The organism is Pseudomonas sp. E1MeOHC2 (assembly GCF_058745025.1).
Genome location: NZ_CP196675.1, coordinates 2,359,178 through 2,386,173, shown reverse-complemented (window position 1 = coordinate 2,386,173; position 26,996 = coordinate 2,359,178). Strand labels below are relative to the sequence as shown.

Genomic DNA, 26,996 nt, shown 5'->3' with positions numbered 1-26,996 from the left:
TAATCCACCCCTATACTCTGCGCGCATTTTGTCGGCACAAATTATGCCAAGTCATAGCTGACTGGTTGGTCGACTTCCGAGGAGCAGTTGTGATGGAAATCCGCACGCCAAACCGCTTGCCTTTCCATCGCTGGGCGGTTTTTCCGGTACTGCTCACTCAATGTGTAGTACTTCTGCTGGCAACCTTGGTGTTGTGGCAGTGGAAAGGGACGGTCAGTGGATACTCAGGTCTCTGCGGAGGTTTGATTGCCTGGCTACCCAATGTGTACTTCGCCTGGAAGGCATTTCGCTTCAGCGGAGCCCGGGCAGCGCAGGCCATCGTCAAGTCGTTCTACGCTGGCGAGGCAGGCAAAATGATTTTGACGGCAGTGTTGTTTGCACTGACCTTCGCAGGAGTGAAGCCATTGGCGCCGTTAGCAGTATTCGGCGTCTTCCTGCTGACCCTAATGGTCAGCTGGTTCGCGCCACTGCTAATGAATAAAAGACTTTCGAGACCTTAGGGCGTTTGAGGCAACCATGGCAGCAGAAACCGCTTCGGGCTATATCCAGCACCACTTGCAGAACCTGACCTACGGTCAACTACCAGACGGCAGCTGGGGCTTCGCCCATTCGGCTGCAGAAGCCAAGGCAATGGGCTTCTGGGCGTTCCACCTGGACACCCTGGGCTGGTCCGTTGCGCTGGGTCTGATCTTCCTGTTCATCTTCCGCATGGCGGCGAAGAAGGCGACCTCCGGCCAACCCGGCGGTCTGCAGAACTTCGTCGAAGTGATGGTCGACTTCGTCAACGGCAGCGTGAAGGACTCCTTCCACGGCCGTAGCCCGGTGATCGCCCCGCTGGCGCTGACCATCTTCGTCTGGGTATTCCTGATGAACGCCGTCGACCTGGTACCGGTCGACTGGATTCCTCAGCTGGCCATCCTGATCTCCGGTGATCCGCACATTCCGTTCCGCGCCGTGTCGACCACCGACCCGAACGCGACCCTGGCCATGGCCTTCAGCGTCTTCGCCCTGATCATCTTCTACAGCATCAAGGTCAAGGGCCTGGGCGGCTTCATCGGCGAGCTGACCCTGCACCCGTTCGGCAGCAAGAACATCTTTGTTCAGGCCCTGCTGATCCCGGTGAACTTCCTGCTGGAATTCGTCACCCTGATCGCTAAGCCGATCTCGCTGGCCCTGCGTCTGTTCGGCAACATGTATGCCGGCGAGCTGGTGTTCATCCTGATCGCCGTCATGTTCGGCTCCGGCCTGCTGTGGCTGAGCGGCCTGGGTGTGGTGCTGCAATGGGCGTGGGCTGTGTTCCACATCCTGATCATCACCCTGCAAGCTTTCATCTTCATGATGCTGACCATCGTCTACCTGTCGATGGCGCACGAAGATAACCATTAAGACCGCCTGGCGTGTCTGATAGCCTTCCCCGCCTGTTCGGGGGGAGGGCTTAAAAAGTCCGCAAGGGCAGCTGTACTCACGATTTGTTTTACCGCTTCAAACTAAAAACCTAACCAATACGACGTAAAAGTCGGGAGGAAAGATGGAAACTGTAGTTGGTCTGACCGCTATCGCTGTTGCTCTGCTGATCGGCCTGGGTGCTCTGGGTACCGCCATTGGTTTCGGCCTGCTGGGCGGCAAATTCCTGGAAGGCGCTGCGCGTCAACCAGAAATGGTTCCGATGCTGCAGGTTAAAATGTTCATCGTTGCCGGTCTGCTCGACGCCGTAACCATGATCGGTGTTGGTATCGCTCTGTTCTTCACCTTCGCGAATCCGTTCGTTGGTCAGATCGCCGGCTAATCACTCGTCACTACGAGTTGATTTGCTGTATGAATTAAGACCGAGCGAGGTGTTGGCGTGAACATTAATGCAACCCTGATTGGCCAATCCGTTGCTTTCCTGATTTTTGTACTCTTCTGCATGAAGTACGTATGGCCTCCGGTCATCACTGCTCTGCAAGAGCGCCAAAAGAAGATTGCCGATGGCTTGGACGCTGCCAACCGCGCAGCTCGCGACCTGGAGCTGGCCCAAGAGAAAGCGGGTCAGCAACTGCGTGAAGCTAAAGCGCAGGCAGCCGAAATCATTGAGCAAAGCAAGAAACGCGCTGCTCAGCTTGTCGAGGAAGCCCGTGACCAGGCCCGCGTCGAAGCTGACCGTGTGAAGGCTCAGGCTCTGGCCGAGATCGAACAGGAACTGAACAGCGCTAAAGACGCTCTGCGTGCCCAAGTGGGTGCTCTGGCCGTTGGCGGTGCTGAAAAGATCCTTGGCGCCACAATCGATCAAAACGCGCATGCGGAGCTGGTTAACAAACTGGCCGCTGAAATTTAAGCGAGGGCGATCATGGCAGAACTGACCACGTTGGCCCGACCTTACGCTAAGGCTGCCTTTGAGCATGCCCAGGCCCATCAGCAACTGGCCAATTGGTCAGCCATGCTCGGCCTGGCTGCTGCGGTGTCGCAAGACGACACCATGCAGCGCCTGCTCAAGGCCCCGCGACTGACGAGCGCAGAAAAGGCCGCCACGTTCATTGACGTGTGCGGTGACAAGTTCAATGCACAGGCACAGAATTTCCTTCATGTTGCCGCGGAAAACGACCGTCTCCTGCTTCTGCCGGAGATTGCCGCTCTGTTCGACCTGTACAAGGCCGAGCAAGAGAAATCCGTGGACGTGGAAGTCACCAGTGCCTTCGCGTTGAACCAAGAACAGCAAGACAAACTCGCCAAGGTTCTCAGTGCACGGTTAGGCCAGGAAGTGCGCCTGCACGCGTCGGAGGATGCCAGCCTGATTGGCGGCGTCGTCATCCGCGCTGGTGACCTGGTAATCGATGGCTCTGTTCGCGGCAAAATCGCGAAACTGGCCGAAGCATTGAAATCTTGAGTTTGAAGGGGCAGCAGAGCAATGCAGCAACTCAATCCTTCCGAAATTAGTGAAATCATCAAGGGCCGCATCGACAACCTCGATGTGAGCTCCCAAGCCCGTAACGAAGGTACCGTTGTTTCGGTTTCCGACGGTATCGTGCGGATCCACGGTCTGGCCGACGTCATGTACGGCGAAATGATCGAGTTCCCTGGCGGCGTCTACGGCATGGCCCTGAACCTGGAGCAAGACTCCGTAGGTGCAGTGATCCTGGGTGCCTATGACACCCTCGCCGAAGGCATGAGCGCCAAGTGCACCGGCCGCATCCTGGAAGTTCCAGTTGGTAAGGAACTGCTGGGTCGCGTCGTCGACGCGCTGGGCAACCCGATCGACGGCAAAGGTCCTCTGGGCAACACCCAGACCGACGCGGTCGAGAAAGTAGCTCCAGGCGTGATCTGGCGTAAGTCGGTAGACCAGCCTGTACAGACTGGCTACAAATCCGTCGACGCCATGATCCCTGTCGGCCGTGGCCAGCGTGAGCTGATCATCGGTGACCGTCAGATCGGCAAGACCGCCATGGCCATCGACGCCATCATCAACCAGAAAGACTCCGGTATTTTCTGCGTTTATGTTGCTGTCGGCCAGAAGCGTTCCACCGTTGCCAACATCGTTCGCAAGCTGGAAGAAAACGGCGCCCTGGCCAACACCATCGTGGTGGTTGCCAGTGCTTCGGAATCCGCCGCACTGCAATTCCTGGCGCCATACGCCGGTTGCACCATGGGCGAGTTCTTCCGTGACCGCGGTGAAGACGCACTGATCGTTTACGATGACCTGTCCAAGCAGGCCGTTGCCTACCGTCAGATCTCCCTGCTGCTGCGCCGTCCACCAGGACGTGAAGCGTACCCAGGCGACGTGTTCTATCTCCACTCCCGTCTGCTGGAGCGTGCATCGCGCGTTTCGGAAGAGTACGTCGAGAAGTTCACCAACGGTGCTGTCACTGGCAAAACCGGTTCCCTGACCGCGCTGCCGATCATCGAAACCCAGGCTGGCGACGTTTCCGCGTTCGTTCCGACCAACGTGATCTCGATCACCGACGGTCAGATCTTCCTGGAATCGGCCATGTTCAACTCGGGCATCCGCCCTGCAGTGAACGCTGGTGTTTCGGTATCCCGCGTAGGTGGTGCCGCTCAGACCAAGATCATCAAGAAGCTGTCCGGTGGTATTCGTACCGCGCTGGCTCAGTACCGTGAACTGGCTGCATTCGCCCAGTTCGCGTCCGATCTGGACGAAGCGACCCGCAAGCAGCTGGAGCATGGTCAGCGCGTTACCGAGCTGATGAAGCAGAAGCAGTACGCGCCGATGTCCATCGCGGACATGGCCCTGTCGCTGTACGCCGCTGAGCGTGGCTTCCTGACTGACGTAGAAGTCTCCAAGATCGGCAGCTTCGAGCAAGCACTGATCGCCTTCTTCAACCGTGATCACGCTGAACTGATGGCGAAGATCAACGTGAAGGGTGACTTCAACGACGAAATCGATGCAGGCCTGAAAGCCGGTATCGAGAAGTTCAAGGCCACCCAGACCTGGTAAGCCGCAGCGGGGGCTCAGGCCCCCGCTTGCTAACCTGATAGGTGATACATGGCAGGCGCAAAAGAGATTCGCAGTAAGATTGCGAGCATCAAAAGCACGCAAAAAATTACCAGCGCCATGGAGAAAGTGGCGGTAAGCAAAATGCGCAGAGCACAAATGCGCATGGCTGCTAGCCGTCCTTACGCGGAGCGTATCCGCCAGGTGATCGGTCATCTGGCCAACGCCAACCCGGAATACCGCCACCCGTTTATGATCGAGCGCCCTGTAAAGCGCGCCGGTTATATCGTGGTGAGCAGTGACCGTGGTCTGTGCGGTGGCTTGAACACCAACCTGTTCAAGGCCCTGGTCAAGGACATGAGCGCAAACCGCGAACAGGGCGTGGAAATCGACCTGTGCGTGATTGGCAGCAAGGGTGCGACTTTCTTCCGCATCTTTGGCGGCAACGTCGTAGCCGCGATCAGCCACTTGGGCGAAGAGCCATCGATCAACGATCTGATCGGCTCCGTCAAAGTGATGCTGGACGCCTACCTGGACGGCCGTATCGATCGCCTCTCCGTGGTTTCGAACAAGTTCATCAACACCATGACCCAGAAGCCAACGGTCGAGCAATTGGTACCGTTGGTGGCAACCCCGGATCAGGATCTCAAGCATCACTGGGATTACCTGTACGAACCCGACGCAAAAGAGCTGCTGGACGGCTTGATGGTGCGTTACGTGGAGTCGCAGGTTTACCAGGCGGTGGTCGAGAACAACGCTGCTGAACAAGCGGCCCGGATGATCGCGATGAAGAACGCCACAGACAACGCCGGTGATTTGATCAAAGAGCTTCAGTTGATCTACAACAAGGCGCGTCAGGCTGCGATCACCCAGGAGATCTCGGAAATCGTCGGCGGCGCTGCCGCGGTTTAACGGTTCACATATTCAGAGGATCCAGCTATGAGTAGCGGACGTATCGTTCAAATCATCGGCGCCGTCATCGACGTGGAATTCCCACGTGACGTCGTGCCGAGTGTATACAACGCGCTGAAAGTACAAGGCGCGGAAACCACCCTCGAAGTCCAGCAGCAGCTGGGCGACGGCGTGGTTCGTACCATTGCGATGGGCTCCACCGAAGGCTTGAAGCGCGGTCTGGATGTCGTCGACACCGGTGCTGCCATTTCCGTTCCAGTTGGTAAGGCCACTCTGGGCCGTATCATGGACGTACTGGGCAACCCAATCGACGAAGCCGGCCCGATCGGTGAAGAAGAGCGTCGCGGTATCCACCAGCCAGCGCCTTCGTTCGCTGACCAGGCAGGCGGCAACGACCTGCTGGAAACCGGCATCAAGGTTATCGACCTGGTTTGCCCGTTTGCCAAGGGTGGTAAGGTTGGTCTGTTCGGTGGTGCCGGTGTCGGCAAGACCGTAAACATGATGGAACTGATCCGTAACATCGCCATGGAACACAGCGGTTACTCCGTGTTCGCTGGTGTGGGTGAGCGTACTCGTGAGGGTAACGACTTCTACCACGAGATGAAGGACTCCAACGTTCTCGACAAAGTAGCCTTGGTCTACGGTCAGATGAACGAGCCACCAGGAAACCGTCTGCGCGTAGCGCTGACCGGCCTGACCATGGCTGAGAAGTTCCGTGACGAAGGTAACGACGTTCTGCTGTTCGTCGACAACATCTATCGTTACACCCTGGCCGGTACCGAAGTATCCGCACTGCTGGGCCGTATGCCTTCGGCAGTAGGTTACCAGCCGACCCTGGCTGAAGAGATGGGCGTTCTGCAAGAGCGCATCACCTCCACCAAGGAAGGTTCGATCACCTCCGTTCAGGCCGTATACGTACCTGCGGACGACTTGACCGACCCGTCGCCAGCGACCACCTTCGCCCACTTGGACGCCACCGTCGTTCTGTCCCGTGACATCGCCTCCCTGGGTATCTACCCAGCGGTCGACCCACTGGACTCGACTTCGCGCCAGCTGGACCCGAACGTGATCGGCAATGAGCACTACGACACCGCTCGTGGCGTTCAGTATGTTCTGCAGCGCTACAAAGAGCTGAAGGACATCATTGCGATCCTGGGTATGGACGAACTGTCCGAGACCGACAAGCAACTGGTAGCCCGCGCTCGTAAGATCCAGCGCTTCCTGTCGCAGCCGTTCTTCGTGGCCGAAGTCTTCACCGGTTCGCCAGGCAAGTACGTTTCTCTGAAAGACACCATCGCTGGCTTCAGCGGCATCCTCAAAGGTGACTACGACCACCTGCCAGAACAAGCGTTCTACATGGTCGGCAGCATCGACGAAGCGATCGAGAAAGCCAAGAAACTGTAATTCCTGCGCCCCGCAAGGGGCGCTATCAGGTTGAGGCAAGCAGATGGCTATGACAGTCCATTGCGATATCGTCAGCGCGGAAGGAGAGATTTTCTCCGGTCTGGTCGAGATGGTGGTTGCGCACGGTAACCTGGGTGATCTTGGTATCGCTCCAGGCCACGCGCCGCTGATCACCAATCTGAAGCCAGGTCCGATTACGCTGACCAAGCAGGGTGGCGCCCAAGAGGTGTTCTACATCTCTGGTGGTTTCCTCGAGGTTCAGCCGAACATGGTCAAGGTGCTTGCCGATACCGTGCAACGTGCTGCAGACCTGGATGAAGCTCAGGCTCAGGAAGCCCTCAAGGCTGCCGAGAACGCCCTGAATCTGAAAGGCGCGGACTTCGACTACGGCGCCGCCGCCGCACGTCTGGCCGAGGCCGCAGCTCAGCTGCGTACCGTCCAGCAAATGCGCAAAGGCAAGTAATCGGCCCCGGCTGATGACTTCTGTTGCGATTGAGTAAAAGGGTAGCCTCGGCTACCCTTTTTCTTTTTTCGATTTTCTCCGGTCATTTCACTGACCGCCCAGGATTGGTAGCCAGTAATGTCACTCGATATCGTTATTCTCGCCGCCGGCCAAGGCACCCGCATGCGCTCGGCGTTGCCCAAGGTGCTGCACCCGGTTGCCGGCAATTCCATGCTCGGCCATGTTATCCACAGCGCTCGCCAGCTCCAGCCGCAAGGTATCCACGTGGTCATTGGCCATGGTGCCGAGCAGGTGCGTGAGCGCCTGGCAGCAGACGACCTGAACTTCGTCATGCAGGACAAGCAGCTGGGCACAGGCCACGCCGTGGCCCAGGCGCTGCCGGCATTGAGCGCCGACACCGTGCTTGTACTGTACGGCGATGTGCCGTTGATCGAAGTCGAAACCCTGCAGCGTTTGTTGGCCAAGGCCAACGACCAGCAGTTGGGCCTGCTCACTGTCACCCTCGAAGACCCGACCGGCTACGGCCGTATCGTGCGTGACGAGCAGGGCAAGGTAACGGCCATCGTTGAGCACAAGGATGCCAACGATGCACAGAAAGCGATCAAGGAAGGCAACACCGGCATTCTGGCCCTGCCAGCCGCGCGTCTGGCGGACTGGATGAGCCGTTTGTCGAACAACAACGCCCAGGGCGAGTACTACCTGACCGATGTCATCGCCATGGCGGTATCCGACGGCCTGGTGGTTGCCACCGAGCAGCCTCATGACCCGATGGAAGTGCAGGGCGCCAACGATCGTCGCCAGCTGTCCGAGCTTGAGCGCCACTATCAGCTGCGTGCTGGCCGCCGCCTGATGGCCCAGGGTGTCACCCTGCGTGATCCGGCGCGGTTCGATGTGCGCGGTGAAGTGACCGTTGGTCGTGACGTGCTGATCGACATCAACGTGATCCTCGAAGGCAAGGTGGTCATCGAGGACGATGTTCAGATCGGCCCTAACTGCGTCATCAAGAACACCACCCTGCGCAAAGGCGCGGTGGTCAAGGCCAACAGCCACCTCGAAGGCGCCGTGATGGGCGAGGGCAGCGATGCCGGCCCGTTCGCCCGCCTGCGCCCAGGCAGCGTGCTGGACGCCAAGGCCCATGTGGGTAACTTCGTCGAGCTGAAAAATGCCCACCTGGGTGAAGGCGCCAAAGCGGGTCACCTGAGCTACCTGGGTGATGCCGAAATCGGCGCACGCACCAACATCGGCGCTGGCACCATCACCTGCAACTATGATGGCGCCAACAAGTTCAAGACCGTGATGGGTGAGGACGTGTTCATCGGTTCCAACAACTCGTTGGTGGCCCCTGTGGATATCCAGTCCGGCGCCACCACTGCTGCCGGTTCGACGATCACCCAGACAGTAGAAGCGAGCCAGCTTGCTGTAGGCCGTGCGCGCCAGCGCAATATCGAAGGCTGGAAGCGGCCGGAGAAGATCACGAAGAGCTGAGTTATACACAGTTGTTTCGATCGAAAGCCGACCTGTGTGAATGGGTCGGCTTTTTTTTGGCTGTAATATGACCGCGCGTAGCGGGCCCTAGGGAGTTATCCACACCACGTCAGGCTTGACGAAATCACTGTCTTAGGTTTTGATTGCACCTATTATCTTTCGAATCGAAACTTAAGCACTCATGTCGAAACGTAACACGCCTCAACGCCGCCACAATATCCTGGCCCTGCTCAGCGAGCAGGGTGAGGTCAGTGTGGACGCGTTGGCCAAGCGCTTCGAAACCTCGGAAGTCACTATTCGCAAAGACCTCGCCGCCCTGGAAACCAATGGCCTGCTGCTGCGTCGCTACGGCGGTGCGGTGCCGGTGCCACAAGAGTTGCTTGGCGAACCTACCCAGCCTGTGTCCGCCTACAAGAAGGCCATTGCGCGCGCTGCGGTAGGGCGTATCCGCGAACATGCGCGGATCATCATCGACAGCGGCAGCACGACAGCGGCCATGATTCCTGAGCTGGGCCGGCAGCCTGGCTTGGTGGTGATGACCAACTCATTGAACGTGGCCCGTGCCATCAGCGAGCTGGAGCATGAGCCGGTGTTGCTGATGACCGGTGGTACCTGGGACCCACACTCCGAGTCGTTCCAGGGCCAAGTGGCCGAGCAGGTGCTGCGTTCATACGATTTCGATCAGCTGTTCATCGGTGCCGATGGCATCGACCTCAACCGGGGTACCACCACCTTCAATGAACTGCTTGGGCTCAGCCGGGTCATGGCCGAGGTGGCCCGAGAAGTGATCGTGATGGTCGAGTCCGACAAGGTGGGGCGCAAGATCCCTAACCTCGAGCTGCCCTGGGGCAGTGTGAATACCCTAATTACAGATGAACGCCTGCCCGCAGCGGCACGCGAACACATTCAAGCCCGCGGCATCAACCTGATTTGCGCCGCGATCAGCCAGGAGCAATAAACATGTGTGGAATCGTTGGTGCCGTAGCCGAGCGTAATATCACAGCCATTCTGATCGAAGGCCTCAAGCGCCTCGAATACCGCGGGTACGACAGTGCCGGCCTGGCCGTTTACAGCCAGCAGGGTGAACTGGAGCGTCGCCGCCGTATCGGTAAGGTCAGCGAGCTGGAAGCCGCCGTTGCTGCTGAGCCGCTCGTCGGCCAGCTGGGTATCGCCCACACCCGTTGGGCTACTCATGGCGCGCCGACCGAAGGCAACGCTCACCCACACTTCTCGGGCAGTGATGTGGCGGTTGTGCACAACGGCATCATCGAGAACCACGAAGAGCTGCGTGAAGAGCTCAAAGACCTGGGCTACGTGTTCACGTCGCAGACCGATACCGAAGTCATCGTCCACCTGATCCACCACACGCTCAAGACTGTTCCAGACCTGACCGACGCGCTCAAGTCCGCAGTCAAGCGCCTGCATGGCGCCTATGGCCTGTCGGTGATCAGCGCTAAACAGCCTGACCGCCTGGTAGCTGCTCGCAGCGGCAGCCCACTGGTGATCGGCCTGGGCCTTGGCGAAAACTTCCTGGCCTCGGACCAATTGGCTCTGCGCCAGGTCACCGACCGCTTCATGTACCTGGAAGAAGGCGACATCGCTGAAATCCGCCGTGACCAGGTCAGCATCTGGGACCAGGCCGGCAATAAGGTCCAGCGTGAAACCGTGCAGTACCACGAAGGCGCTGAAGCGGCGGACAAGGGTACCTACCGCCACTTCATGCTCAAGGAAATCCACGAGCAGCCAAGCGTGGTCCAGCGTACGTTGGAAGGCCGCCTGGGCAAGGACAACGTGCTGGTCCAGGCCTTCGGCCCGAACGCCGCCGAACTGTTCGCCAAGGTTCGCAACGTGCAGATCGTCGCGTGCGGTACCAGCTACCACGCCGGCATGGTTGCCCGTTACTGGCTCGAAGGCCTGGCTGGCATCCCATGCCAGGTCGAAGTGGCCAGCGAGTTCCGTTACCGCAAGGTAGTGGTGCAGCCCGACACCCTGTTCGTCTCGATTTCGCAATCCGGTGAAACCGCCGATACCCTGGCTGCCCTGCGCAACGCCAAGGAGCTGGGCTTCCTCGGCAGCCTGGCCATCTGCAACGTCGGCATCAGCTCGCTGGTGCGTGAATCCGACCTCACCCTGCTGACCCTGGCCGGCCCAGAGATCGGCGTTGCCTCGACCAAAGCGTTCACCACCCAGCTGGTTTCGCTGATGCTGCTGACCCTGGCATTGGGCCAGGTGCGCGGCACCCTCGAAGCCGGTGTGGAAGCCGAGCTGGTTGAAGAGTTGCGTCGCCTGCCGGCCCGTCTGGGCGAGGCACTGGCCATGGACGCGACCGTCGAGAAGATCGCCGAGCTGTTCGCTGACAAGCACCACACCCTGTTCCTGGGTCGTGGCGCCCAGTACCCGGTGGCGATGGAAGGTGCGCTCAAGCTCAAGGAGATCTCCTACATCCACGCCGAAGCCTACCCGGCAGGCGAGCTGAAGCACGGCCCGCTGGCGCTTGTGGATAACGACATGCCGGTGGTTACCGTGGCGCCGAACAACGAACTGCTGGAGAAGCTCAAGTCCAACCTGCAGGAAGTGCGTGCCCGTGGTGGTGAGCTGGTGGTGTTCGCCGACGAACAGGCTGGCATGACCAACGGTGAAGGGACCCACGTGATCAAGGTGCCGCACATTTCTGACGCCCTGGCACCGATCCTGTACACCATTCCGCTGCAGCTGCTGTCGTACTACGTGGCCGTGCTCAAGGGCACCGACGTTGACCAGCCGCGCAACCTGGCGAAATCGGTGACGGTGGAATAACCAACGGGCAACACTTGAAGAGCACCAGCCCCTGCTGTGGACAACAGCAGGCGCTGGTGCTTTTTTGCGCAAAAAAAATGTTTTTTGGTATAACTTTTGGCCGGTTCAAGGGATTGAACACATTCAAACGCGCCTCAATGGAATGACTGATGCCTGCTGTTCCCCCTTCTTTGTTCGCTACCGCCGTTGTCCTGACGGGTAGTACACGATCATCCGCAAGTCAGCCCAAAGCCTAGCCATCACTACTTGGCCACGCCTGCAACAGCGCGCGGGGCGCGTATGCAACGCTCTGAAACCTCCCTAGTCAGCGTTTGCTCAAGGCCAAAGCACTTCTTCAATCATCTGTAAGGTTGTCCATATGAAAGCTCTTCGTATCCCTCAAGAACGCGACGTTTTAAGGGGGGGACGGCTGCGGCGCTCTTGTCTGCACAGCGCTGCGGCACAGGCCTGCCTGGTGACCGGGCGACCCCTGCCACCATCAGTCGGCATATCGGCGAGCCTTTGTAACCTGCTCTATATTCACTAGCGCGGCACAGGCAATGAGCCAAGCCGTCTAGCCGATGACAGGGAGGTCGTCTCATGGCGCGCCAGGCTAATGCACCCCTGCCAGCATGGGTGCGCGACACCTGCAATGACCCGCTCAAGTGTGCGTTATGGGCTGCCAGCCTCGTGGCATTTGTGTTGATGGCGCTCAGTGACGACAGCCACCACGATCTTGAATCGTTTTGTATTTCCGGCTCGCCTTCGATGCTCACCGAGGGATGGCTGAACGTGCGCCTCTATTACTCCAGCATGGACATCGCCGTCTTCACCGGTGCGGTGGGGCTGATGCTGGTCGCAATGATGCTCCCCGCGCTGCAGGGGCCATTGGCGCATCTGTGGCGTCAATCAAGCCCCTACCAACGTGGGCCTGCTGTCACGGCATTCCTGCTGGGGTATTTTTGCGTGTGGCTGGCGGGCAGTGCACTGCTGCTCATCGTTGCGTTGTTACTGGTTTCCTTCACAGGCTCGCAACTCGTGGCAGGGTTGCTGGCGCTGATCGGGGCAGGGGGGTGGCAGTTGTGCACGATCAGGGCACGTTGCCTTGCGCGCTGCCATCGGCGCGACAGGGTCGCCAACCCACTGGCAATGGGGGCGATGCATGGGGTGTGGTGCTGCGCCACCTGCTGGCCGTTGATGCTGATTGCGTTTTGCCTGCCGGCTGTTCATCTGCCCGTGATGATCGCCGGGGCAATCATCATTGCCCATGAGCGCAGGGCCGCCCACCCGGGTCAGATAGACCGAACGTGCTCAAGCGCCTGAGCGCAGCGCCCGAAACCAGGCTTCGGGCGCTGCGCCGGCGGTGGTTCAGTAGGTCTCCAGTTTGAACGGCCCGTCTGTGGCAGCGGCGTTGCTGCTGTTGAGCCTTGTCCCCTGTGGCTGCTTCAGGACGGTGTCACGGGTCTGCACTTGCACCTCGATAGTGCTTTCATCAATCGCCGAGTTATCAGCGTTGAGTGGCAGCTTGAAGGTGGCGGTGGCTTCCAGATGGGTCTGGCAGTTCATGCAGCCTTCCACGTGCCAACGGCTGAGAATCGGCCGGGTACCCAGGTACTCACGCTTGCCATCGACCTTGGCGTAGGCGCTGATCAGGAACGATCCGCGGATCTTGCCCCGGTTGATACGGCTCACCCGCAAGGTCTTGCCGGCGGGCTGCACGGCCTCGGCTTTGAACAGCAGCTGCTGGGTGGGTTGGACGTAGGCGTCCAGGGAACCTTTGCCGTAGCCATAGCCCAGCTGGGTCTCGATGTTGAAGCAGTCCCGTGTGGTGAAGGGGCTACCGTCGGCTTTCACGAACGGGTCGAGCGTGGTGTCCAGGCTAAGAATAGCGTTCGGGTCCAGGCCTGCGGCCCCTGCTGGCGGTTGCACGTCAGCGGGTTTGTAATAGCTGGCGCCAGGGTCGCTGGCATCGATGCTGAATTCATCGGTCGCGCCTTGCCGGCGTTGCCAGGTCCAGAACACATAGTCGATGAAGCAGTGGTGGAAGAAGAAGATCGGGTCCAGGCCCGCGGTCTCATTCTCGCCCATGTCGCCGTTGGCACCCGGGATCGCCGAACTGTTGCCCTGGCCTGGGTAATCGAAGCCACCGACTGCCAGGTGCATGAAGTTATGCGGCTCTTCCAGGGATACATGGTGAGGGCCTGCGGGGTCGGATTTGTTTTTCGCGGCGGCCGAGGTGGTATTGGAGAACAGGGTGTAGGTCGGGGCATCCAGGCAGTTTTCGAAGCGGGTGAACACCTCACCACGCCACTTGCCACCGATCTTGATCTTGCCGTTCAGCCAGGTACTGATGTTGTCATTGAGGTACCCGATGTTCTGCTCAGCGTCAGGGAATTGCGCATTGTGTGCGTCGGTCTTGGCGCGGTCCTCATCAGTACCGACCAAGCCGGACAGCGGGTAACGCACCGTCTCATAGCCTTCCGGCTTGCTGTAGATGATCGGGGTGTCCTTGACCTCGTCGGTAATGGCTTGGGGGAACACGAATGAGCGCAGGGGGTTTTCGATCTTGTGGCCGTCGAGCACGAAGTGCTCTTGGGTCAGGGCCGAAGGGATGCCTTTTTCCCGTGATTGCTCACTGCATTCATCCCAGAATGGCAAGGTCACGTCGTTACAGCCGGGGATACTGCGCAACGCTTCTTCCAGGCGCCAGAGGTAGGCGCGGTGCCAGCTTGGGAACAGCACCGTCCCGTGCTGGCAGTAGCCACCCCACCAGTTGGGGTCGGTCTTGCCTTGGTCACGGAAGGGCTCGCCGTGCAGGCCACCGAGGGTGAAGAATGAGTTGGGGTCATTAGCGGGGAGATCCTTGATGCCCTTCCAGGCACGGATCAGGTTTTCAAGTTCTGCTTTATTGCCTTGGTCGTAGTCGGCCTGGATATCGCTGAGCGAACGACGGACACGCGGGGTGGATGACATGGTGAACCTCCTTGTTGCCACTGGTCCCGAAAACTCGGGGGTTTACTGCTCCATCGTCCAGCATATCCGGGTTGTAAAAATCTGCCTGGGCGGGCGCCAGACGGTTGATCCTGTGGTGAGGGGAGCTAGCGTAGGCGCCCTTTGAGTACGGTTTTGCTGCCCTGCGGTGAGGGTCCATTCAACCCCAAGCCAGCTCCCACAACGCCTTCATCTTGGCCCCTATGAGCGTGCCGCCACCTTGATAGCGCCTGCCTTGACTTGCTTGGCATCATCCAACCCGGCTGCATGCCGGGCCACTCGCCAACCAAATACAATGGCAGGCCCCAGGGTGGTACCTGGGCCTGGGTAGGTGCCGCGAAAGATCGAGGTCAGGTCATTACCGCAGGCGTATAGCCCCTCAATCACCTGGCCTTGAGTATCCAGCACCTGGCCGTCGGAGTTGCCGCTCAAGCCTGCGCTGCAGGCGAGGTCGGCTGGTTGCACGGTGACTGCATAGTAGGGCCCCTCGCCCAGCGGGCGCACGCAGGGATTGGGTGTTTGCTGTGGGTCGCCGTTGTGACGGTTCATGGGGCTGCTGCCACGGTTGAACGCGGGGTCTTCACCGTGTGCGGCCGCGGCGTTGTAGGTGCTTACCGTGTTCGCGAGGCCCGCGGCATCGATCTTGAGCTTGCTGGCAAGCTCGGCCAGCGTGCTGCCTTTGACCAGGTAGCCGGCCTTCACGAAGCGGGCGATGTTGGCGGCGGTGCGCAGTGGCATCACCAGGCCCAGGCCATAGCGGCGCAAGAAGGCCTCGTCGCAGATCAGGTGAGCGGTAGGGCTGCCATCGGCGAGCATGCCCATGACAAAGTCGTGGTACGAGTCCGACTCATTGACGAAGCGCAAGCCCCGGCGGTTGACAGCGATCAGCCCTGGCTTGGCGCGGTCTAGCAGGATGTGTGGCCAGACGGCCTGATATCCATCCTTGGTTGTGTGTATCGAGCAGGGCATCCATAGACCGGGGCTGTCGTGGCCGTTGTCGAGCTGGGCGTTGGCCTTCAGCGCGCGATCGATGCCGTCGCCGGTATGGGTCAAGGGCGCCAGTGAAAGGGGCTGGGCCGCAGCCGGGAACAACTGCTTACGTAAGGTCGGGTGGCGGGTTACGCCGCCGGTGGCCATTACCACGCCCCGGCGGGCTCGGATACGCTGGAGCTGACCGTTGTGCAGGACTACCGCGCCCACCACCTGGCCGTTTTCCTGGATCAAGTCGTGCAAAGGTGTTTCAAAACGAATGCTGACGTTGCGCTGGCGCAGGCTGTAGAACAAGCGGGCAACCAAGGCGTTGCCCATCACCAGGTTCGTGCCACGGGGGTGGCTCAGGCGGTCGATGCAATAGCGGCCGACCACACTCAGGGTACGGCTCAGGTTTTTCAACGAGGCAAATGGCGACAGCAGCGCGTCCAGGTCGGCGCGGGGCACCATCATGCCGCCCAGCCCCATGAACTCCGGGCGTGGTGGCCGCACGCGGGCGAAGTCTTTGCCCAGTAGCCTGCCGTCGAACGCGAGCGGTGCCAGGGCCCGGCCACCGAATGCAGCCCCTGGCCCGCTGACGTAATCGGGGTGGGCGGAGGCAGCCACGAATTTGACTTCGCTGATGCGCTCCAACTCGTCGATTGCCTGCGGCCCGCTGGCTAGAAAGGCTTCGCGTAGGGTTTCACCACCGCGCTCACCAACCACCGCCTTAAGAAAGGTTGCAGCATCTGCCACGTTGTCCGCTACCCCGGCGCGCTGGCTCTGGGTGGTGCCGGGCACCCATGTCGTGCCGCCCGAAGTCGCACTGATGCCGCCCACGACCGCAGTTTTTTCACACAGCAGCACGTCCAACCCGTGGTGGCTGGCCATCAACGCGGTTGTCATACCTGCGGTGCCTGCGCCGAACACCAACAGGTCGACTTCCTGGTCCCAGTGTGGAGGGAGGGGGGTGATGGAGCTCATCATAGGTTCTCCTGAGTGGTAAGGGAGGAGGTCTTGGAAGCTAACGACATGGAGGATCCTGAGGATTAAGGCCTGTAGTCCGGGCGCTATTCGTAGGCTGTGGCGCCAGCCAGGTGGCGCCCGGCGATATAGCCAAACGTGGCGGCCGGCCCCAGGTTGATTCCGCCGGCCGGGTAATGCCCGCCCATGATGCTGGCCATATCGGACCCCGCCGAATACAGGCCTGCGATCGGCTGCCCTTCAGTGTTGAGGACTTGCGCATGGGCGTTGGTCTTGAGGCCCGCGAAGGTGCCGAAGCAGCCTGCCTCGACTTTCACCGCATAAAATGGGCCCTGCTCGATTGGCGCAACGCAAGGGTTTGGCGTGTGCTGCGCATCACCCTGCTTGCGGTTGTAGGGCGTAGTGCCGCGACCGAACTGCGGGTCTTCACCATTGCGGGCGTGGCGGTTGTATTCGGTCACAGTCTGGCTCAGCCCTACGGGGTCAATCCCGCACGCCAACGCCAAGGCCTCGATGGAATGGCCGGTCTTCAGGTAGCCGGAGCGAATGAACGGCTCAACCGGTAGAGGGAAAGGCCGGGATGCTCCCAGCCCATAACGCCGCTGAAACGCGTGCGTGCAGATCAGCCAGGAGGCAACCTCGGTGCCGGGCGCGACCGCAACCATGGCTGCAACATAGTCATAGTAGCCATTGGCTTCGTTGACGAACCGTTGGCCGTTGGCGAGGACGCCGATGATGCCTGGCTTGCCGCGTTCGATGATGTGCGGGAAGTGCCCGTAGCTGCCGTCCTTGTAAGGCACGCGAGACACGGGTGCCCAAGCGGCAGCACTGGCCAGGTCATCGGCGACTTGGCCGCCGACGCTTTCGCCCAGGCGCAAACCATCGCCATTGACGCCCAGAGGCGGCAGCGCCAGATGCTCATGGCCGGTTGGCGTGCGCGGGAACAGTGCCTTGCGTCGTTCAATGTCATTGGCAAAGCCACCCGCAGCTAACACCACACCTTTGCGTGCCCGAATGGCAATGCGGCCCTTTGCAGTTTCAACCACGGCACCGGTTACCCGGTCGTGTTCATGTATCAGCTCGGTGGCTGGCGCCGACTCCCAGAGCTGTACGCCAAGGTCTTCGGCTGACTTGGCCAGACGGGCGATCAAGGCGACGCCGTTGACCAAGTGCATGGCGCGCCCCTTGAGCGCCAAGTCGATCACGTGCTTGCCGAAGCGCTTGGTCACGTGCAGCAGCGAACGCCAGGAACGCGTCAGGGTAAGGAAAGCCGTCAGGTCATGGCCGGCCATGATCGGCATGCCCATGAACGAGGTTTCGCGCATTGTCTTGCGCAGCCGCTTCAGCAGTACGCCTACCTCGTAGGCGTTGTAGGGTGCAGCGATCACCGATCGACCGCCGGTTCCGGCGCCTGGCGTGTCTCCGTGAATGTCAGCAATTGCGTTACCGTCGGCGAATTGCAAAGCGGTATGGCGCTCAAAAAAGGAGACCATATTGGGCGCGGCTTCCAGAAAGGCATCGATCATGGTCGGGTCGAAGTGCTTACCCAATACATGTTCAAGGTAGGTGCGCGGCAGCGAGCGGTCCTCAACGATCCCGGCGCGCTGAGCCAACGGATTGCCGGGGACCCACATCCAGCCACCCGACCACGCCGTGGCACCGCCGAACACTTCATCTTTCTCGATCACGATCACCCGCTGGCCATGCCATGCGGCAGTCACGGCTGCGCTGAGCCCGGCTGCGCCAGAGCCGATGATCAGGACATCGCAGTCAACTGTGGTGTGCAAGGAAGTGTCGGCAAGCATCAAGAGGTCTCCTGGTGTGGTGGGCGTGGTCAAGCGTCAATGATTTACAGCGGCTCAATGATTGCCTTGGCTGCCGCCAACGCCTCTCGGGCCCAAGCCTCCACCCCCACCTGCGCTACCCTTCGGTTATTCGGGATCTCGACACTGACCGGAACCGCGGCGGTCAGGCTGCGCCAGATCCTGGCCAGATCAATGTCACCTTCCCCAGGCAACAAACGCTCACAGCGCGCCGCCTGGATCAGCCCCTCGTGGGTGTCGGGTCGCATCGCAGGGCCGTCGCAAATTTGTGCGTAGTGCAGCCACTGCGCCGGGATTCGTTGTAAATCCTCGAAGCGGCTGTCTGAACGATCAAAATGCAGGGCGTCCACCAGGACGCCCCCGTTGGCGCGATCGGCCTGCTCCACAATATGCAGCGCGCTGGCCAGGTCACTGACGGCCGTCCAAGGCATGAATTCGAGGTCTGCTGAGAGGCCGAAGGGTTGCATGGCGTCGCATAGCCGAGCGTAGTGCTCTATAAGTCGGCCTTGCTCCGGATCGTCGCCGGCTACCAGTACAGCTTTGGCCCCCAGCTGGGCACCGACCTCAAAAAAAGGCAGGTAACGTTGCAGGTCGAATTGCCCATCAAGACGAATCAGTTCCAGATCGAAGACCTTCACGCCGGTGTCGTTCATCCGCGCGAGCGTTTCACGCAGCATGGGGGCGTCATCCATCAACGAATAGGCGATGGCCCCTGGCGCGACAGGTAACAAGCGCATGCCAGCTTGGTCATAGCCGGTGCGGGCAGCCAATTCGATGATTTGCGGCGGGCTGAAATCGAGAGCGGTCAGTTGGGCGATGGAATAGCTGGCTTGCATGGCAGATCTCCGTTAGGGGTAAAAGCGCGCTGGAATTCAATTGACTGGGCTAGGAATCGCCGACGTTCTGCGCTTACGGCCTTTGATCCATAGCGCCGTGACCCCGATCAAGGAAGGGATGGCGAGGAATAGGAAGACCTGACTGAAGTCCCATTGGGCGGCCAACATGAGCGCGCCGATCCCGGCGCCGCTGATAGCGCCCAGACGACCGATGCCGGTCGCCCAACACACCCCAGTGGCACGGATCTGGGTTGGGTAGAAAGATGCCGCCAATGCATAGCCACCGACGTTGACGCCGTTGAGGAAGTAGCCCAGCAACAGGATCAGCGGGCAGAGGACTTGCATCGTCGGCTGCTGCAGCGCGATGAGTACTGCGCAGGCGCCACCGCAGAACACCGTCATGCCGACCACTTTATGGTGGTCCCAGCGATCCATTTTCATGCCGACGGTGAAGTTGCCCAGCATCCCGCCGAGTTGCAGCAACGAGCCCAACAGTGCCGCCTCGCCCATGCTAAGACCCGCATCGCGGCTAAGCAGCGGCAGCCAGCTCGATAGCAGGTACATGGTCAGCAGGCCCATGAACAGCGTGATCCAGATCATGCAGGTACCGAGGCTATAACCGGACGCGAACAACGCGCTGACCTTGCCAGCCTTTTCGACCGACGCTTCGCTGCTAAGAAACCGGGTACGGGCGTTGGCCAAGCCAGGGGCAACTCTGTTGATCTCCTTGATCAGACGTTCCTTCAAAGCACTGTTCTGGGCCAAGAAGCGGATCGACTCTGGAAGGCTGAAAAGCAGCAGAAGCGCAAAGGCAATGGGCAGCACACCGCCGACCACCAATACCGATCGCCAGCCAAAATGTTCGATCAGCCACTCGCTCCCCAAGCCGCCCAGCGCCGCGCCAAAGGCGAAACCGCAGTAGACGAAAGAGACCATATGAGAGCGGTAACGCTTGGGTGCAAACTCGGAAATCAGTGTTGCGGTATTAGGCATTGATGCACCTAGACCGACCCCGGTCAGAAACCGCAGCACGGTCAGGCTGACGACCCCGGTGGCCCAGGCTGAAGCGAGGCTCCAGAGACCGAACAGCAGCACAGAACCGATGATTACCGGCCTGCGGCCAAACCGATCAGCCAACGGGCCCGCAGTCAATGAACCGAAGGCCAGCCCAAGCAGGCCGCTCATCATCACGGGGCCAAGGTCTTGTCGCTGCAAACCCCAGTCGTCGACCAGCGCGGGTGCAATGAAGCCAATCGCCGTCGTATCGAACCCATCAAACACAAGCACCATGAAGCCCAGGAACAGCACCAGCCATTGCCTGCCGCTCATCTTTCGAGCGTCCATAAAGGTGCTGACATCGAGGTTGGGAGAATTCGACATAGATGACTCCTGCTTTTTGTTTTTATGAGAACGCTTTTTCTAGCCGTGGCGTTTCTTGGAAAACACCAGGGCATGTTCAGAGGGGCGGTAATGACACTATCACAAATGGAAAGCTATTCCAAAAGTAAAATGCATTCCATATGATTTTTGAAAAACGCGAATCTGACCCTAGTCGTTAAGCACTAGGCAGAGCTTCAGGAGGGGAGGCGGCCAGCTCGGGACGACAGGCCGCGTTGTTCAGGTCCGATCAGTCGGTATGTTCGGTGACTCGGGAGGTCATCATCGACAGCTTGGGAAGACTGTCCAGACTGATTGCGGTGATTTCTTCGGCGGCCTCGAACAGTGCCGCTTTGAGGGTTTGCATACGCTCTGGGGTCAGCCGAACGCTTGGGCCGGCGATGCTGATCACGCCGATGACTTGTTGCTGTGAATCGCGGATTGCTGTCGCCATTGCCGCCGCGCCAATTTCAAAACTTTCGTCAACGGACGCATAGCTTTGATCACGTGCAAGCTGCAGATGTTTAAGAAGCTGATCGATCGTGGTCGCCGCGTTGGGCCCATATTCACCCGATTTGGCCAGGCCTTGGCGATAGACCAGCTCTAGTGCGCGTTCGTTGCTCAGGCAGCTCAGCCAGGCAAGCCCCGACGCTGTGCAACAGAGTTTGGCTTCGGCACCGGCATCTGGATCGTAGCGAAGCCCGGAGCGCGTGCCTTGCGCCTTGGATATCCAGACCAGATTGTCGCCATCGACAATGCTCAAACGCACCAGTTCGCCAGACACACGGGCGAGGCGTTCAAGTACCGGTTTGGCGAGGTCGACGATGTCGCTCTGGGACAGGTGCTTTAGCGCAAGCGATACCACCTTCAGGGCGAGAACATAATTACCGTGCTGAGGGTCTTGGCGTACAAAACCCTGTTCAACCAAGCAATTAAGCATGCGATGAGTGGCGCTCGGCGGAATGTCCAACGCTTCAGCGACTTGCGCAAGCGGTAGCCCCGTGCTTTTTCCGGCCAGTAGCTCAATAGCGTGCAGGCCGCGTTCCAATGCATTGCTCATGGTTGTTCCTTGATTTGCGAGGGATGAGCTCCCGCAGAAAAATGCGATGGAATAGTATTCCACTCACTGGCAGGCTACAAATGAAGCGGCCCTCCCGCTCTAGCGTTAAGGTCTCAGATCTTGAAAAACTGCCTGTAGCAGCCTAATTGCTCACTGAGCATGTGGCTGCCTGGGTGCACAGGATGCCCCGCAGCTTGCGCCACGCGCAGTAGGCGAGTCTCCACGGGTTGCATGATGATGTCTGCCACCAGTGTTCCGGGGGACAGGGCGGTAAGGTCAACAGGAAGTGGATCTTCGTCTGAGAGACCCAACGGCGTTGCGTTGATCACGACATCGGCTAACCCGAGGTGTTGCGGCTGGGCAGCCTCGCATCGCCCCGGCCAATGTTGCTCCAGCCTGGCGAGCAGCGCTTGAGCTTTGACGGCATCCGGCTCTTGCAGATACAGCTGGCCAATGCCTGCTTGCAGTAATGCGACAGCAATCGAACTGCCTGCACCACCGCCTCCGGCCAGTACGACACGTTTCCCCGCCAGCTCGTACCCCTTGCGCTGCAGGCCCAGGGTAAACCCTAGCCCATCGAAGTTGTCAGCTTCCCACACGCCTTGTTCGTTGCGCCGCAATGCGTTGGTGCTGCCGGAGACCTGGACAGCCAGGCTCACCTTATCCGCGAATTCACGAGCAGCAAATTTGTACGGAATGGTGATCAGCATTCCCGAGAAGTTTTCCATCGCTTGCAGGCCGCGTATTACCGTCGCGAGCTGTTCAGGTCGGGCATGCACTGCAATCATCACCGCGTCCACAGCGTGCTCAGTAAACACCTGGTTGAGTAGCTGTGGAGCCTTCACTTGCTTTACCGGGTCACCTACAACCGCATAGATTCGGGTATTGCCTGTAGGACTAGGTATCAACAATTGAGACATCGAGTTCTCCTTGGGTGCGATTGAGGCAGACAAAAGGCGGCTGCGGTACAAACCTACCATAGAGAAATCGGAATTTCATTCCATTTGAGAAGCTCGTTCCTGTAGTGATGTTGGTGGGGATTGGGCTGCGTGGCAGCCCAACGTTTCCATCAAATCTGCATCGCCATCCCATCCACATTCATCGCCGCCTGACGCAACGCCTCGGAGCGGGTCGGGTGCGGGTGGCAGGTGAGGGCGATGTCTTCTGCCGAAGCCGAGAACTCCATGGCTACACAGAACTCACCGATCATCTCGCTGACACTCGGGCCCACCAGGTGTACGCCCAGTACTTCGTCGGTGTTGGCATCGGCAAGGACCTTGGCGAAACCTTCGGTCTCATGGTTGATCTTGGCGCGGCTGTTGGCGGTGAAGGGGAACTTGCCGACCTTGTAGGCGCGGCCTTCGGCTTTGAGCTGTTCTTCGGTCTTGCCGACGGTGGCCAGTTCCGGGCGGGTATAGATGACGCCGGGGATAAGGTTGTAGTTGACCTCATGGGCCTTGCCGGCAATGCGCTCGATGCACGATACCGCTTCATCCTCGGCCTTGTGCGCGAGCATCGGGCCAGAGGTGACGTCGCCGATTACCCAGATGCCGGGCACCGAACTGCGGTGGTGATCGTTGCCCAGCATGCCGCGCTTGTCGGTCGCCAGGCCCACGCTTTCCAGGTTCAAGCCCTGGGTGTAAGGGCGACGACCGATGGCTACCAGCACGTAGTCGGCCTGCAAGGTTTGTGCGTCGCCACCGGCGGCAGGCTCCAGGGTCAGGCTGACGCCGTCGGCTGAAGGCGTGGCTTGTGTCACTTTGCTGCCGAGCTTGAAGCTCATACCTTGCTTGGCCAGGGCCTTCTGCAGGGTTTTGGCGGTTTCTTCATCGGTGCCCGGGCAAATGCGGTCGAGGTATTCGATGACGGTAACCTGGCTGCCCAGGCGCCGCCATACCGAGCCCAGCTCCAGGCCGATGACGCCGGCACCGATGACGATCAGGTGCTTGGGTACCTGGGGCAGCGACAGTGCACCGGTCGAGTCGATGATGCGTTGATTGTCGATGGTCACGCCTGGCAGGGGAGTGGGCTCGGAGCCGGTGGCAATCACGATGTCCTTGGCCTCAAGGGTGGTTTCGCTGCCATCCTCGGCCTTGACCACCACCTTGCCCACGCCATCCAGACGGCCCCAGCCCTTGACCCAGTCAACCTTGTTCTTACGGAACAGGTACTCGATGCCCTTGGTCAGGCCGGTCACGCTCTCGTCCTTTTGTTTCATCATCTGGGCGAGATTCAAGGTCGGCTTCACTTCGATACCGAGCTGGGCGAACGCTTCGCCGCTGGCGGCCTCGTACAGCTCGGATGCATGCAGCAGCGCCTTGGATGGCATGCAGCCAACATTGAGGCAGGTGCCGCCCAGGGTCGAGCGGCCTTCCACACAGGCAACGCTCAGGCCCAACTGGCCGGCACGGATTGCCGCGTTATAGCCGCCAGGGCCACCGCCGATGATCACCACGTCGTAGGATTTCATGGGTTCAACTCCAGGATGAAGAAGCGCGAGAGGGGCACAAGGTTAGTCTGTGCGTTTAAAGTTGTATACAATCTGCGTGTTTTTCATGTCGGTTGGTTCTAGACCATCGTCGTGTAAAGCCCAAAAACCGCACCAATGAACTACCCTGATCCGGTGGCGTCCGAAATTATGAGGCGTGACGCCCCGCTACCTGAAGGGAGGGTCATTGATGCTTGCGCAACTTCCACCTGCGTTGCAGAGCCTGCACTTACCTTTGCGTCTGAAGTTGTGGGACGGCAACCACTTCGATCTTGGGCCGAGCCCGCAAGTCACGATCCTGATCAAGGAGCCTCAGCTCATTAGCCAGCTGACCCACCCGAGCCTGCACGAACTCGGTGAGGCCTTCGTTGAAGGCAAGCTTGAGCTTGAAGGTGATATCGGGGAGGTCATCCGTGTTTGCGACGAACTCAGCGAAGCCCTGATGAGTGACGACGGGGACACTACCCCGCAGCGTATCGCCCATGACAAGGACACCGACGCTGAAGCCATTTCCTATCACTATGACCTGTCCAACGCGTTCTACCAGTTGTGGCTGGACCCGGACATGGCCTACTCCTGTGGTTACTTCCGGGAGCCAGACAACACACTGGCCCAGGCCCAGCAGGACAAGTTCGATCACCTGTGCCGCAAGCTGCGCCTGCAGGCGGGCGACTACCTGCTGGATGTAGGCTGTGGCTGGGGCGGGCTGTCACGCTTTGCTGCGCGCGAATATGGCGCCAAGGTATTTGGCATTACCCTGAGCAAGGAGCAGCTCAAGCTGGGCCGTCAGCGGGTGAAGGAGGAGGGGCTGGCCGGGCAGGTCGACCTGCATATCCTAGACTACCGTGACCTGCCCCAGGATGGCCGTTTCGACAAGGTGGTCAGCGTCGGCATGTTCGAACATGTGGGCCATGCCAACCTGCCGTTGTATTGCCAGAAGCTGTTCGGTGCCGTGCGCGAAGGCGGCCTAGTGATGAACCACGGCATCACCGCCAAGCATGTGGATGGCCGGCCGGTAGGGCGGGGGGCGGGCGAATTTATCGACCGTTATGTGTTCCCCCACGGCGAGCTACCCCACCTGTCGATGATCAGCGCGAGCATCTGTGAAACGGGCCTTGAAGTCGTCGATGTAGAAAGCCTTCGCCTGCATTACGCCAAGACCTTGCATCACTGGAGCGAGAACCTGGAGAACCAGCTGCACCGGGCCGCAGCGATGGTGCCGGAAAAGACCCTGCGCATCTGGCGGTTGTACCTGGCCGGTTGTGCCTATGCCTTCGAGAAGGGCTGGATCAACCTGCACCAGATCCTGGCTGTGAAACCTTATGCCGACGGTCACCATGACCTGCCCTGGACCCGCGAGGACCTCTACCGCTAGCCTTCGCGTACGGTCCCTTGTAGTAGCGGCCTTGCCGGTGCGCCGGACAGGCAAGGCCGCTCCTACAACGGCGGTGATCAGCTATCGACTCAAAGAATCGGCGAGATCAACCTGGCAATTCGCATCCCAAGCTGTTGCAGCCGATGGGTATCGAGACTGTCCTCGGGTGTGATTTCCCGCGCTTGCTCAAAGTCATGCAGCAACATCTGCTCGACCTGGTCGGCAAAGGCGCGATCGACCGTCAGCAAGGTAATCTCGAAGTTCAGGCGGAACGAACGGTTATCCAGGTTCGCGCTGCCGATCGCGCTAACCTCGTCATCCACCAGCACCACCTTCTGATGCAGAAAGCCCGGCACGTAACGGAACATGCGCACACCGGCACGCACTGCCTCGAAGGCGAACAGGCTGGAGGCGGCGTAAACAATACGGTGGTCGGGCCGTGACGGAATCAGCACGCGTACATCCACCCCCCGCAGTACGGCCAAACGTAATGCGGCGAACACCGCCTCATCCGGGATGAAGTAGGGGCTGGTGATCCACACCCGGCGTGTCGCGGAATGGATCGCTTCGAGGAAGAACAGCGAGCAGGTTTCCTGCGGGTCCGCCGGCCCGCTGGCAAGCGCCTGGCACAGTACGCCGTTCTCAGGGTAGGTGTCGGGCAGGATCAACGGCGGCAACTGGCGCGTTGCCCAGTACCAGTCTTCAGCGAACGACTCCTGCAAGCAGGCCAGCACGGGCCCACCGATCTGCACATGGGTATCACGCCAGGGCGACAGCTGGGGGTGACCACCCAGGTACTCATCACCCACATTGTGCCCGCCAATAAATCCGAGCAGGCCATCCACCACCACGATCTTGCGGTGATTGCGGAAGTTCACCTGGAAGCGGTTGAACCAGCCGCGGCGCGTGGCGAAGGCATGAATCTCCACACCGCCTTCTCGCAGCACCTGGCTGTAGCTCGCAGGCAAGGCATGGCTGCCAACACGGTCGTAGAGGACGAAGACCTTCACCCCTTCGGCCGCTTTGCGCAACAGCAACTGCTGCAGTGCCCTGCCCAGGGTGTCATCGTGAATGATGAAGAACTGCACCAGGACCACTTCGCGGGCTTGATCGATCGCGGCGAAAATGGCGTCGAAGGTCGCTTTACCGTCGATCAACAGCTTCACCTGATTGTTCGCCAGGCACGGCATTCGACCCAGTTTTGGCATGGCGCGCAGGGCCGCGTAGCTCTCCGACTCGCGGGCGGTGAGTGCCTCTTCAACCCAGGGGCGCCAGTTCAGGTTGGCCATGGCCACGTGCATCTCCTGGTTGGCCTGGCGCCTTGCCTTGATGTAGGCATAGAAGGAGCGGGCGCCGAAGATCAAGTAGGGGATCAAGGTCAGGTAGGGGATGAAGACCAGTGGCATGGCCCAGGCGATCGCACCTTGGGCGGTGCGCACGGTGAACACTGCATGCAGTGCGGCGATGATGCCCAACAGGTGAATCAGGCCGAGCACATAACCGAAAAAGTAGGGGCTGTGGTAATCCATATGCATCCTGCTTGCCGAGTACACTGTGGGTAACAGAACACGTTCCCGGTCCAGCTTGCAACCTGCAGGTGGATTTGGCGTCTAAGGCTCAGCCCGGCC

The 26,996-nt window shown here is 59.9% G+C and carries 23 protein-coding genes; 14 read left to right on the top strand and 9 right to left on the bottom strand.

All coding sequences use genetic code 11. The features are described 5' to 3' along the window. Positions 1-92 precede the first annotated feature (92 nt). From ACSSU5_RS10680 to ACSSU5_RS10620, 13 genes are all read left to right on the top strand, one after another. Positions 93-500, top strand: coding sequence for a F0F1 ATP synthase subunit I (locus tag ACSSU5_RS10680; RefSeq protein WP_264310929.1), 408 nt, complete (start codon positions 93-95; stop codon positions 498-500). A gap of 16 nt (positions 501-516) precedes the next feature. Next, positions 517-1,386 (top strand): F0F1 ATP synthase subunit A, encoded by an 870-nt coding sequence (atpB, locus tag ACSSU5_RS10675; protein WP_033702435.1) that lies wholly within the window; start codon positions 517-519, stop codon positions 1,384-1,386. A 142-nt stretch (positions 1,387-1,528) separates the two neighbouring features. Continuing rightward, positions 1,529-1,786, top strand: coding sequence for a F0F1 ATP synthase subunit C (atpE, locus tag ACSSU5_RS10670; protein ID WP_003097235.1), 258 nt, complete (start codon positions 1,529-1,531; stop codon positions 1,784-1,786). A gap of 57 nt (positions 1,787-1,843) precedes the next feature. Beyond that, the gene (locus ACSSU5_RS10665; RefSeq protein WP_003260032.1) at positions 1,844-2,314 is read left to right on the top strand and encodes a F0F1 ATP synthase subunit B; all 471 of its coding nucleotides are present in this window, start codon (positions 1,844-1,846) and stop codon (positions 2,312-2,314) included. Positions 2,315-2,326: 12 nt separating this feature from the next. Continuing rightward, entirely contained in the window at positions 2,327-2,863 is a 537-nt protein-coding gene (locus ACSSU5_RS10660; RefSeq protein ID WP_264310930.1) for a F0F1 ATP synthase subunit delta, read from the top strand. Positions 2,864-2,884: 21 nt separating this feature from the next. Continuing rightward, a complete protein-coding gene (gene atpA, locus ACSSU5_RS10655; RefSeq protein ID WP_012274911.1) occupies positions 2,885-4,429 on the top strand; it encodes a F0F1 ATP synthase subunit alpha in 1,545 nt (514 codons plus the stop codon). 48 nt (positions 4,430-4,477) lie between these two features. Continuing rightward, entirely contained in the window at positions 4,478-5,338 is an 861-nt protein-coding gene (gene atpG, locus ACSSU5_RS10650; protein WP_016502295.1) for a F0F1 ATP synthase subunit gamma, read from the top strand. Between the two features lie 27 nt (positions 5,339-5,365). Continuing rightward, a complete protein-coding gene (gene atpD, locus ACSSU5_RS10645; protein WP_016489910.1) occupies positions 5,366-6,742 on the top strand; it encodes a F0F1 ATP synthase subunit beta in 1,377 nt (458 codons plus the stop codon). Between the two features lie 43 nt (positions 6,743-6,785). Next, complete coding sequence (locus ACSSU5_RS10640; RefSeq protein WP_016489909.1) at positions 6,786-7,205, top strand: F0F1 ATP synthase subunit epsilon; 420 nt, start codon at positions 6,786-6,788, stop codon at positions 7,203-7,205. 117 nt (positions 7,206-7,322) lie between these two features. Next, positions 7,323-8,690: a bifunctional UDP-N-acetylglucosamine diphosphorylase/glucosamine-1-phosphate N-acetyltransferase GlmU gene (gene glmU, locus ACSSU5_RS10635; protein WP_264310931.1), complete on the top strand. Its 1,368-nt coding sequence runs from the start codon at positions 7,323-7,325 to the stop codon at positions 8,688-8,690. 181 nt (positions 8,691-8,871) lie between these two features. Then, on the top strand, positions 8,872-9,648 hold the full coding sequence (locus ACSSU5_RS10630) for a DeoR/GlpR family DNA-binding transcription regulator (protein WP_264310932.1): 777 nt from the start codon (positions 8,872-8,874) through the stop codon (positions 9,646-9,648). 2 nt (positions 9,649-9,650) lie between these two features. Beyond that, positions 9,651-11,486, top strand: a complete 1,836-nt coding sequence (glmS, locus tag ACSSU5_RS10625) for a glutamine--fructose-6-phosphate transaminase (isomerizing) (protein WP_264310933.1) — start codon at positions 9,651-9,653, stop codon at positions 11,484-11,486. A gap of 579 nt (positions 11,487-12,065) precedes the next feature. Beyond that, positions 12,066-12,788: a copper chaperone gene (locus tag ACSSU5_RS10620; RefSeq protein ID WP_492561130.1), complete on the top strand. Its 723-nt coding sequence runs from the start codon at positions 12,066-12,068 to the stop codon at positions 12,786-12,788. 45 nt (positions 12,789-12,833) lie between these two features. Here the strand turns inward: ACSSU5_RS10620 and ACSSU5_RS10615 are convergent, their stop codons facing one another. The 8 genes from ACSSU5_RS10615 to lpdA all read right to left on the bottom strand — a co-directional run bounded on the left by ACSSU5_RS10615 (position 12,834) and on the right by lpdA (position 23,975). Beyond that, on the bottom strand, positions 12,834-14,438 hold the full coding sequence (locus ACSSU5_RS10615) for a tyrosinase family protein (protein WP_492561129.1): 1,605 nt from the start codon (positions 14,436-14,438) through the stop codon (positions 12,834-12,836). Positions 14,439-14,657: 219 nt separating this feature from the next. After that, a complete protein-coding gene (locus ACSSU5_RS10610) occupies positions 14,658-16,409 on the bottom strand; it encodes an FAD-dependent oxidoreductase (RefSeq protein WP_492561128.1) in 1,752 nt (583 codons plus the stop codon). 86 nt (positions 16,410-16,495) lie between these two features. Continuing rightward, positions 16,496-18,214 (bottom strand): FAD-dependent oxidoreductase, encoded by a 1,719-nt coding sequence (locus ACSSU5_RS10605; RefSeq protein WP_492561127.1) that lies wholly within the window; start codon positions 18,212-18,214, stop codon positions 16,496-16,498. 44 nt (positions 18,215-18,258) lie between these two features. Next, positions 18,259-19,068: a sugar phosphate isomerase/epimerase family protein gene (locus ACSSU5_RS10600; protein ID WP_264310944.1), complete on the bottom strand. Its 810-nt coding sequence runs from the start codon at positions 19,066-19,068 to the stop codon at positions 18,259-18,261. Between the two features lie 36 nt (positions 19,069-19,104). Further along, positions 19,105-20,448 (bottom strand): MFS transporter, encoded by a 1,344-nt coding sequence (locus ACSSU5_RS10595; RefSeq protein ID WP_492561126.1) that lies wholly within the window; start codon positions 20,446-20,448, stop codon positions 19,105-19,107. Positions 20,449-20,695: 247 nt separating this feature from the next. After that, positions 20,696-21,505, bottom strand: a complete 810-nt coding sequence (locus tag ACSSU5_RS10590; protein ID WP_264310946.1) for an IclR family transcriptional regulator — start codon at positions 21,503-21,505, stop codon at positions 20,696-20,698. A gap of 113 nt (positions 21,506-21,618) precedes the next feature. Then, on the bottom strand, positions 21,619-22,425 hold the full coding sequence (locus ACSSU5_RS10585; protein WP_492561125.1) for a shikimate dehydrogenase family protein: 807 nt from the start codon (positions 22,423-22,425) through the stop codon (positions 21,619-21,621). A 149-nt stretch (positions 22,426-22,574) separates the two neighbouring features. After that, the gene (gene lpdA, locus ACSSU5_RS10580; protein ID WP_492561124.1) at positions 22,575-23,975 is read right to left on the bottom strand and encodes a dihydrolipoyl dehydrogenase; all 1,401 of its coding nucleotides are present in this window, start codon (positions 23,973-23,975) and stop codon (positions 22,575-22,577) included. Between the two features lie 208 nt (positions 23,976-24,183). Here lpdA and cfaB point away from each other — a divergent pair, with 208 nt between their 5' ends. Next, the gene (cfaB, locus tag ACSSU5_RS10575) at positions 24,184-25,368 is read left to right on the top strand and encodes a C17 cyclopropane fatty acid synthase CfaB (RefSeq protein ID WP_264310949.1); all 1,185 of its coding nucleotides are present in this window, start codon (positions 24,184-24,186) and stop codon (positions 25,366-25,368) included. Between the two features lie 89 nt (positions 25,369-25,457). On the opposite strand, the gene cls is transcribed toward cfaB, so the two are convergent. Further along, on the bottom strand, positions 25,458-26,897 hold the full coding sequence (gene cls / locus ACSSU5_RS10570) for a cardiolipin synthase (protein WP_264310950.1): 1,440 nt from the start codon (positions 26,895-26,897) through the stop codon (positions 25,458-25,460). Positions 26,898-26,996: the final 99 nt, after the last annotated feature.

Excerpts from the sequence above, each read along its gene's own strand:
- ACSSU5_RS10605 (WP_492561127.1), bottom strand. The coding sequence starts at position 18,214 with ATGCTTGCCGACACTTCCTTGCACACCACAGTTGACTGCGATGTCCTG.
- atpA (WP_012274911.1), top strand. The coding sequence starts at position 2,885 with ATGCAGCAACTCAATCCTTCCGAAATTAGTGAAATCATCAAGGGCCGC.
- atpE (WP_003097235.1), top strand. The coding sequence starts at position 1,529 with ATGGAAACTGTAGTTGGTCTGACCGCTATCGCTGTTGCTCTGCTGATC.
- ACSSU5_RS10600 (WP_264310944.1), bottom strand. The coding sequence starts at position 19,068 with ATGCAAGCCAGCTATTCCATCGCCCAACTGACCGCTCTCGATTTCAGC.
- glmU (WP_264310931.1), top strand. The coding sequence starts at position 7,323 with ATGTCACTCGATATCGTTATTCTCGCCGCCGGCCAAGGCACCCGCATG.
- ACSSU5_RS10660 (WP_264310930.1), top strand. The coding sequence starts at position 2,327 with ATGGCAGAACTGACCACGTTGGCCCGACCTTACGCTAAGGCTGCCTTT.
- ACSSU5_RS10615 (WP_492561129.1), bottom strand. The coding sequence starts at position 14,438 with ATGTCATCCACCCCGCGTGTCCGTCGTTCGCTCAGCGATATCCAGGCC.
- ACSSU5_RS10610 (WP_492561128.1), bottom strand. The coding sequence starts at position 16,409 with ATGAGCTCCATCACCCCCCTCCCTCCACACTGGGACCAGGAAGTCGAC.
- ACSSU5_RS10585 (WP_492561125.1), bottom strand. The coding sequence starts at position 22,425 with ATGTCTCAATTGTTGATACCTAGTCCTACAGGCAATACCCGAATCTAT.
- ACSSU5_RS10640 (WP_016489909.1), top strand. The coding sequence starts at position 6,786 with ATGGCTATGACAGTCCATTGCGATATCGTCAGCGCGGAAGGAGAGATT.
- atpG (WP_016502295.1), top strand. The coding sequence starts at position 4,478 with ATGGCAGGCGCAAAAGAGATTCGCAGTAAGATTGCGAGCATCAAAAGC.
- ACSSU5_RS10630 (WP_264310932.1), top strand. The coding sequence starts at position 8,872 with ATGTCGAAACGTAACACGCCTCAACGCCGCCACAATATCCTGGCCCTG.
- atpD (WP_016489910.1), top strand. The coding sequence starts at position 5,366 with ATGAGTAGCGGACGTATCGTTCAAATCATCGGCGCCGTCATCGACGTG.
- lpdA (WP_492561124.1), bottom strand. The coding sequence starts at position 23,975 with ATGAAATCCTACGACGTGGTGATCATCGGCGGTGGCCCTGGCGGCTAT.
- cfaB (WP_264310949.1), top strand. The coding sequence starts at position 24,184 with ATGCTTGCGCAACTTCCACCTGCGTTGCAGAGCCTGCACTTACCTTTG.
- atpB (WP_033702435.1), top strand. The coding sequence starts at position 517 with ATGGCAGCAGAAACCGCTTCGGGCTATATCCAGCACCACTTGCAGAAC.
- glmS (WP_264310933.1), top strand. The coding sequence starts at position 9,651 with ATGTGTGGAATCGTTGGTGCCGTAGCCGAGCGTAATATCACAGCCATT.
- ACSSU5_RS10680 (WP_264310929.1), top strand. The coding sequence starts at position 93 with ATGGAAATCCGCACGCCAAACCGCTTGCCTTTCCATCGCTGGGCGGTT.
- ACSSU5_RS10590 (WP_264310946.1), bottom strand. The coding sequence starts at position 21,505 with ATGAGCAATGCATTGGAACGCGGCCTGCACGCTATTGAGCTACTGGCC.
- ACSSU5_RS10620 (WP_492561130.1), top strand. The coding sequence starts at position 12,066 with ATGGCGCGCCAGGCTAATGCACCCCTGCCAGCATGGGTGCGCGACACC.
- ACSSU5_RS10595 (WP_492561126.1), bottom strand. The coding sequence starts at position 20,448 with ATGTCGAATTCTCCCAACCTCGATGTCAGCACCTTTATGGACGCTCGA.
- cls (WP_264310950.1), bottom strand. The coding sequence starts at position 26,897 with ATGGATTACCACAGCCCCTACTTTTTCGGTTATGTGCTCGGCCTGATT.